The sequence below is a fragment of the Moraxella cuniculi DSM 21768 genome (assembly GCF_900156515.1).
Lineage (GTDB): Bacteria > Pseudomonadota > Gammaproteobacteria > Pseudomonadales > Moraxellaceae > Moraxella > Moraxella cuniculi.
Genome location: NZ_FTNU01000032.1, coordinates 1 through 6,706, shown reverse-complemented (window position 1 = coordinate 6,706; position 6,706 = coordinate 1). Strand labels below are relative to the sequence as shown.

Genomic DNA, 6,706 nt, shown 5'->3' with positions numbered 1-6,706 from the left:
GGGAAAATGACCCCTACAAAGCTAGATATATCAAGGCTTTGCCGTTTTCCCCCTATTTTAGGAAAATGGGAAAATGGGGAAGGTAAGGGGAAAATGGGCGATTATCACGCCTGCTCTATGATACTAGCAAAGGCATGATGATGGCATTGCCATAATAACGGGCGGTGCTGGCAATGACAAAATCCCTGCAAATATGCAAGGATTTTTGGGCAGAAGGTTAATTGTTTAAAAGGCGTGGATTGATTTCAATAAATCGTGCATCATCTTGATATAGTATTCTAATATGCTGATTTTCCATTAAATAATCAATTGCTGGCTCAAATACCGCCTTTGCTCTTAGTGCTTTGGGGCTTATGGTGCTTTGCGTTTCAGAATATCCAAAAGATGATTTGTTGTGCATCTTGGCACGCTTAACCAGCCAAGCGATTAATAGCTCGGCATCATTCTTGTTATCATCGGCAATATCGCAATATCGCAAGCGTTCAGCAATGGAAAAATCAACCAGCTTACTTGCGTTTATGATATGTTCTTTTTCCACTGCTTTTGCACCTTGGAATAATGCCAAAAGGCAGGCAATGCGTGCGGTGTTTTCGCCCATTCGCCCAGCAAATGCAGGAATTGTGGCGTATATTGCCCCTTGTCGCTGTTTGATTTCTACATCTTGCATATAATCCGCCAAGGCTTGTTTTGCTTCTTGGTCTTTAAATGGCATATCATCACGCCTAGAAGGCTTTGCAATAAGTAAATTTCTGCATTTTTGATAATACTTGACTAATTGCCAGTCCTTTAATGGGTCGGAATTCATACGCTCGGCGGTGTTATATTCCCTGTAGCCTTGAAAACTCTTGGGGCAAGCCAATAATGCCCTAGGCAAAAAGCCCTGATTGATTAATATAGGGTCTGTCATGGCTGGTTCTAATATCACCCTTTGCCCCATAATATCTAGCGTTAATCGTGCATCATAAGCATTGGTTCTATCCTGTCCAGTTTTCCCCCTTTGGCTTCTAACCTTGCTAATGGGGCTACCATCCCAAAGTTTGGTTAGGCATGAAATGTTACTACCAGCGGTATCGGACTTCATACTATAGCCGTTAAAAAACTGCCCCGCTTCGTCCGTATTCCAATACACATCGCTTTGCTCGTCCAAAATAAATTTATCTGCAACCGCTTCTATTGTGCCATCTGATACCATGTAGTTATGACTTTTTGGCTTGGGGTCGTTTATTTTGTCTTTTGCTGGTTGGCGTTCCCAATCATTTAAAACCGCCAAATATCGCAGATAGTTCTCTTTTTCCCATTCTGCCAGCTCATAATTAGCCAGCCTTGTTGCTTGTGATTTTCCCTGTCCGCTGGGAAATTCAGTAATTAAAAACAAGCTGGCAGGGATATGGGCGTTTAAAAATGGGGCGTTTACCATTCTTTGACCAATGGCGGATAGTACGCCAAGCACGCTTTGCCCAGCAACCGCTAGCGGTACTTGTGCATAGTAGGCAATTTGTCTTATCACGCCTGCCAGTTCATCACCAAAACTATTTATTGGGTATTCATTTTCTTTGCTTTGATGGTAAGCTAGGGGCAAAGGTTCGCCCCATTCTGTATTTTGTGCATTGGCGGCAGGCTTGTTGGTTGGTTGTTGTTGTGGCTGTTTGGCGGTGGCAGAATGTAATAGCTGTTGTAGGTGTTCATTGTTTAGCATTGGCAAGGCTTGTAATTTGGCTTGCATGGTTGCAGTGTCGCACCCTTGCATATAATCAACAATATCGCCTTTTTCTGCCAAGTTTAGTTTGTCTACATCTACAATTTGAATCTTTGGCGTTGGCGATAAAGTAAGTAAGGTGTTAATTAGGCTATTTTGCCACGCCACGCCTGCATCATCATTATCACGCCACAATAAACATTGCTTGCCTGCCAATGGTTGCAAATCGTGGCTGGTAATGCTATTACTGCCGCCTGTTGTGGTGGCGATATAGCCCAAAGCGTCCATCAAGTCTGCTTTTTGTTCGCCTTCAAAAATCCACACTTTAGGGGCATTGCCTAGTTTGTGCAGATAATACAAGGGCTTTTGGTTGGGTGGAAAACTAGGCTCACCCATTTGCCACTTATTATCAGCATTCAAAAAAAATGGACGGATTTGCTTTTTACCTTGTGTATCTTTTAGGCGTGCTTTGGCATAAAGAATATTTCCCTGTGTGTCGGTGTACTGATGAATAGTAATGGCATCAAAGCCCTTGTTTATGATATTGGCAAATAAATCTTTGGCAATGTTGGTTAGTTCGGCTAGATTGTGCATTGTTATTATTCCTAATCTTGTTATCAAAAGCAAAAAGACTGGTTGGCTGTGCAGTCTAGCGGTACAAATCCAAATCCTTACACGCTTGCACAAAACTTACCCCAAAGCGTGCCATATAAAAACCTACCATATCGCCACTGGCTCCGCACACATGGCAAAAATATCCGCCATGTTCGGTATTGATGGACAAACTAGGGTGGGTATCGCCATGAAAAGGGCATAAAGCAGCACGCCACAAGCCGTTGCCCTTAAGTGTCAAGCCATAAGTATGATAAAAATCTATTGGACAGGGCAGGCGTGATAAATCCGCCCTTTGGCGTGTAAATGGCACGGTTTTGGCAGATGATTGGCGGTTGTTTGGGTATGATTTGCCATAGGTGCTAAGACTTGTATTATTTGCCCTTGAATTTGCCCTATTTTGGGCGTTTTTTGGGGCATTTGGTGCAGGGTTGTTGGTTTTGCCTTGCTGTTTGACTTTGTGGGCGTATCGTGGGTTTTTGGGGGCATGGCGGTGGCGGTATGCATGATGGCGGTTGCCATTGCCATTTGTGGGGCGTTGGTATGATGGGGCGGATTGCCCCATCGGTGTATAATTGTCTTTGGTCATGCATCCCCCTTTTGTGCAAAAGGTTCTGTTGCCAGCATTTGCCCAATTTGTTTTATTGGCTCATCGGCATAATCCGCCCAATGCTCCGCCAGATACCATGCAGTTTGTGCCAAAGTATCCTTGCGGTATTTATCAGTTTTATCATCGCAGATAATGCCAGCTAGGCAGGCAATTTGTTCTAGCGTGCTTCTTAGTATCTCAAAGTCATGTTGCAGGTCAGACAAATCAAGTCTGCTCATGGTGATTTGTTGGCTGGTTTGTTTGTGCTGGTTCATCTTACACCCCCATTACTGACAAAAAGCCAATGACAAGGCAAGCAATAGGCAAGCCAAACGCCAAGCCTAAGATAAAGCGTGCCACAAGGGGAAATGGGGTTAATGTTGAAATAAGGGGATTTTTGATTGTTTTCATGGTGAAAACTCCTTTACATTTTTTGAGTAATTTACCCATAAATGGGTGTTGTGGTTTCACTCTCGGTATGTAAAGTAACCGCTCCGCATATTCGCCAATTGGCTTATTTTGCAGTATCAACCACAACATAAAGGGGCGAAAATCTGCCGTGTGCAAATTTTGCGTATATGATGGGCGTAAAAAAAGCCAATTTGGGCAGTTTGGCACAACTGCTTTACATTTTTGAGAGATATTCCCATCATATTTCACGCCTGCAGTTTTGGCAAGTGAAATAATTTCATTTAAAATTTGTTTAAAATGAATATTTTTCATGTTATAATCTATTCCGTGCTTTTTGATATCAGCCCCTTGCCTAGTGCAAGGGGTTTTTAATTGGCTATTGCCCTGTAATGGGTGTTTAGTGGGCGGTTTTAAGCGTTTTTGCTCCATTGCAGGCGTGGGCGGTACAATTGCACCAGTTCACGCCTGCACGGCGGTATTTGCCGTTAATAGGCGGTGGGATAGCCATGCTTAATACACATTTCACGGCAATAAATCAGCATTCCTACAAATGACAATTCTGCCTTTTCGGCATGGCGTAGCATCTTATTCATAAAAGCATCTTGGCTTAGGCGTTTGCCTTTTTTGTTGTAGGGCGTTACTTGCCACATGGTTTGGCGGTATTTTTTGGCTTGTGGTGATAAAGTCGTTCGTTGGTTTTGGTTTGTCATGATTGGCTCATATTAAATATTGGTTGGATTGGTGGTTTGGTTGGTATCCCATGGACGATTTGGGCTATTTTTATGTTGTTTGATATAGTCCGCATCTAGGTAATAGCGTTTTAGGCGTTTGCCATTGCTGGTGAAAAAATATTCACCGCAAATGGGTATATTGTAAATGCGTCTTAGCTCGCCTAATCGCTGGGTGGTGCAAAGGCAACCAAACAACTGCACGCCATCAAGGGCGGTTAAGCTATTGCCCTGTAATAGGTGTTCATACATCCGCTTGGTGGTGGCAGATAGGGCTTTTTTGTGCTTGTGGGTTAGTGGTGCTTTTTTCACTCATTGCCCCCTTGTGCTTTATGCCAATTAACCAAGTCTTGATAATCAAAATAAACGGCTGATTGTCTATGATTGCCTGTTTTGTATGGCTTGGGAAAAGTTGGGTCATGTTCTGTTAGCCGTCTAAGTTTTTCACGCCCAATGGCTAACAGTTCGCACGCCTGTCTTTTGGTTACTCTGATTGGTTGCAAGGTTATGTTACTCCCATATTCTTGACTATTGGTGCAAGTTCTGCCGTGTTTGGCAGTGCATGGATATGATACAAGACAGGGCATGGGATTAATCAATGCCATAAGGGGTTGTTGTATTGGGTAACGGCAATTGATGGCGGACAGGGCAGGCGTGATAAATCCGCCCTTTGGCGTGTAAATGGCACGGTTTTGGCAGATGATTGGCGGTTGTTTGGGTATGATTTGTCATAGGTGCTAAGACTTGTATTATTTGCCCTTGAATTTGCCCTATTTTGGGCGTTTTTTGGGGCATTTGGTGCAGGGTTGTTGGTTTTACCTTGCTGTTTGACTTTGTGGGCGTATCGTGGGTTTTTGGGGGCGTGGCGGTGTACTAAAAAGCCCCTGCAAAATGCAAGGGCTGATGAATATGCAATAATTTATTTTCGGCTTTTAATGCCGCCTGTTTTGGTTATATCTGGGCGTGCCACTTGGTCTATTGCTTTGGCTGCTGCTCGTGTTAATCCATATTCTTTAATAATCCAATTTATAATAGTATCTTGTTTTGGTGGTATATGCTCTTTTTGGTGATTAATCCAAAATTCTTGTATTACACTTTTTAAAATTTCAAGATGGGTTGTTGTATAGCCCAAGTTTTCCAAAGTCAAGGCGTGATTGGCAGGCGTGGCAGTTGCCTGTAACTGGTCAATTTTGGCTTGTAGTTTGTTAATTTCTTGTTCTTTTTGTTCAAGTTGGGCTGTTAGGTTGGTTATTTCACTGGCTTGTAATGCTAGCGTATTGGCGATTAGTGGCATATCCAAAAGCGGTGCTGTCATTTCGCTTTTTGGCTTTTCGGCAAGAAGTTCAACAACTTTAAGCAATATTTGGTTTTCAATTCTTAAATTTTGCTCATTTTTGGCTGTTCTTAATGCTTGGTTGTTGTAGTGATGGGGTGTGGGTGGCTCATGCTCAATTACAACAGGGGCGGTTGGCGGTGTATTGCTTTCGCCAAATGGGCTTGTAATTGTTTGGCAAATGCGTTCAAGATTGTAGTGCATTTGCCTAATTGACAATGCTGTTACTTCCGCTTGTTCCTGCATTTTCCTTATCGGGGCGATAGCACGCTCAAAGGATTCTTTTGCAGCATAAATCCCTTGCGTCATGGCAGTTGCAGGCTTTAGCTTGTTTGTGTTGCTGTTCATATTCCACACCTAACCACACCACAAAAAGGGTGCATGGCGTTGGCGTTATGGTGTGGATTATAACGCCGTTCGGTAGCTAATCCTAGCCATGCAAAAAGGTCAAATTTGACTTATTGGATATACCAAACGCAAAGGGCTGGAAGGCAAACGGACAAAGCCCAAGTTGGTGTAATACTCTGCCAGTGTTTCGGTTTTTGCATCGATAATCACAAATGCCACGCCTGCCATCGTGCTAATGGCTTTTGCTTGGTGCATGGCATGGCTGATTAACTGATTGGCTATGCCTTTTCCTTGTTGTTCAATTGCCACGCCCAAACGCCCAATTAGTACCGCTGGTATTTGATTTGGATAGCCTTTAACCGCCCCTTGCTCATTGTTTAAGCTGATGGCGGATAGGGTATAAAATGCTTGAATATTTGCCCCATCTGCCAAAGCGTGTACCTGTGCAATACCTTTTTTGCAATGCTGGCTTGCCATCTGCTGTAAATAGCGGTTAATGCTTTCATTGCCACAATCAAAACCTTGTTTGTTGTGGTGCTTGCCTAGTGGCTGAATATCAAGCATGGTTTGCCCCATGTAGTGCCAATAATTCACGCATGGCAGGGCTTGGCGGTGGTGGATTGTCCAGCAATTGCTGTAACAATGCCCCATCATCTGCACCAATGGCAATGCTGGCAGGTTCTGCATCTAACTGGGGTTCATTGGCAAAGGTGCGTTGTAGCAATTCTGCCACGCTTACCCCTTGGGCTTGTGCCTTGTTAATAATGGCTTGTTCTAATTGGGGTGGTAAATCAATAATCATAATTCCAGTTCCTTGTTCTGTACGGTCTTATTGTAGCATATTTGGCAAAGTGTAGCACCAGCAACCGCCCCCAAAATGCCAAATAATCGCCTATTTTCCCCTTACCTTCCCCATTTTCCCATTTTCCTAAAATAGGGGGAAAACGGCAAAGCCTTGATATATCTAGCTTTGTAGGGGTCATTTTCCC

General features: G+C 43.5%; 12 protein-coding genes. All 12 read right to left on the bottom strand.

Annotated features, from left to right (window positions below):
- Positions 1-217: 217 nt before the first annotated feature.
- The gene (locus tag BW928_RS10985) at positions 218-2,290 is read right to left on the bottom strand and encodes a DUF3987 domain-containing protein (RefSeq protein WP_076556257.1); all 2,073 of its coding nucleotides are present in this window, start codon (positions 2,288-2,290) and stop codon (positions 218-220) included.
- 55 nt (positions 2,291-2,345) lie between these two features.
- Complete coding sequence (locus BW928_RS10980; RefSeq protein WP_076556256.1) at positions 2,346-2,897, bottom strand: CHC2 zinc finger domain-containing protein; 552 nt, start codon at positions 2,895-2,897, stop codon at positions 2,346-2,348.
- Positions 2,894-3,172: a hypothetical protein gene (locus BW928_RS10975; protein WP_076556255.1), complete on the bottom strand. Its 279-nt coding sequence runs from the start codon at positions 3,170-3,172 to the stop codon at positions 2,894-2,896. Before BW928_RS10975 ends, BW928_RS10980 begins: the two co-directional genes overlap by 4 nt.
- A gap of 1 nt (position 3,173) precedes the next feature.
- On the bottom strand, positions 3,174-3,620 hold the full coding sequence (locus BW928_RS10970; protein ID WP_143821549.1) for a hypothetical protein: 447 nt from the start codon (positions 3,618-3,620) through the stop codon (positions 3,174-3,176).
- A 173-nt stretch (positions 3,621-3,793) separates the two neighbouring features.
- Positions 3,794-4,018: a hypothetical protein gene (locus tag BW928_RS10965; protein WP_076556253.1), complete on the bottom strand. Its 225-nt coding sequence runs from the start codon at positions 4,016-4,018 to the stop codon at positions 3,794-3,796.
- Positions 4,019-4,030: 12 nt separating this feature from the next.
- On the bottom strand, positions 4,031-4,348 hold the full coding sequence (locus tag BW928_RS10960) for a helix-turn-helix domain-containing protein (RefSeq protein ID WP_076556252.1): 318 nt from the start codon (positions 4,346-4,348) through the stop codon (positions 4,031-4,033).
- Positions 4,345-4,539, bottom strand: a complete 195-nt coding sequence (locus BW928_RS10955) for a helix-turn-helix transcriptional regulator (RefSeq protein ID WP_076556258.1) — start codon at positions 4,537-4,539, stop codon at positions 4,345-4,347. The genes BW928_RS10960 and BW928_RS10955 overlap by 4 nt, the downstream gene beginning before the upstream one ends.
- Positions 4,540-4,627: 88 nt before the next feature.
- A complete protein-coding gene (locus tag BW928_RS11735) occupies positions 4,628-4,768 on the bottom strand; it encodes a hypothetical protein (RefSeq protein ID WP_158078471.1) in 141 nt (46 codons plus the stop codon).
- 187 nt (positions 4,769-4,955) lie between these two features.
- Positions 4,956-5,717: a hypothetical protein gene (locus tag BW928_RS10950; RefSeq protein WP_076556251.1), complete on the bottom strand. Its 762-nt coding sequence runs from the start codon at positions 5,715-5,717 to the stop codon at positions 4,956-4,958.
- A 99-nt stretch (positions 5,718-5,816) separates the two neighbouring features.
- Positions 5,817-6,281, bottom strand: coding sequence for a GNAT family N-acetyltransferase (locus BW928_RS10945; RefSeq protein WP_158078470.1), 465 nt, complete (start codon positions 6,279-6,281; stop codon positions 5,817-5,819).
- The gene (locus tag BW928_RS11730) at positions 6,274-6,519 is read right to left on the bottom strand and encodes a hypothetical protein (RefSeq protein ID WP_076556249.1); all 246 of its coding nucleotides are present in this window, start codon (positions 6,517-6,519) and stop codon (positions 6,274-6,276) included. The genes BW928_RS10945 and BW928_RS11730 overlap by 8 nt, the downstream gene beginning before the upstream one ends.
- On the bottom strand, positions 6,509-6,706 hold a 198-nt coding region (locus tag BW928_RS12000), incomplete at its 5' end, for a hypothetical protein (protein ID WP_227516594.1). The genes BW928_RS12000 and BW928_RS11730, both read right to left, overlap by 11 nt.

What these genes read in the sequence shown, in the direction of transcription:
- BW928_RS10970 (WP_143821549.1), bottom strand. Translation starts at nt 3,620, where the DNA reads ATGAAAAATATTCATTTTAAACAAATTTTAAATGAAATTATTTCACTT.
- BW928_RS10985 (WP_076556257.1), bottom strand. Translation starts at nt 2,290, where the DNA reads ATGCACAATCTAGCCGAACTAACCAACATTGCCAAAGATTTATTTGCC.
- BW928_RS10945 (WP_158078470.1), bottom strand. Translation starts at nt 6,281, where the DNA reads ATGCTTGATATTCAGCCACTAGGCAAGCACCACAACAAACAAGGTTTT.
- BW928_RS10980 (WP_076556256.1), bottom strand. Translation starts at nt 2,897, where the DNA reads ATGACCAAAGACAATTATACACCGATGGGGCAATCCGCCCCATCATAC.
- BW928_RS11730 (WP_076556249.1), bottom strand. Translation starts at nt 6,519, where the DNA reads ATGATTATTGATTTACCACCCCAATTAGAACAAGCCATTATTAACAAG.
- BW928_RS10965 (WP_076556253.1), bottom strand. Translation starts at nt 4,018, where the DNA reads ATGACAAACCAAAACCAACGAACGACTTTATCACCACAAGCCAAAAAA.
- BW928_RS11735 (WP_158078471.1), bottom strand. Translation starts at nt 4,768, where the DNA reads ATGACAAATCATACCCAAACAACCGCCAATCATCTGCCAAAACCGTGC.
- BW928_RS10950 (WP_076556251.1), bottom strand. Translation starts at nt 5,717, where the DNA reads ATGAACAGCAACACAAACAAGCTAAAGCCTGCAACTGCCATGACGCAA.
- BW928_RS10975 (WP_076556255.1), bottom strand. Translation starts at nt 3,172, where the DNA reads ATGAACCAGCACAAACAAACCAGCCAACAAATCACCATGAGCAGACTT.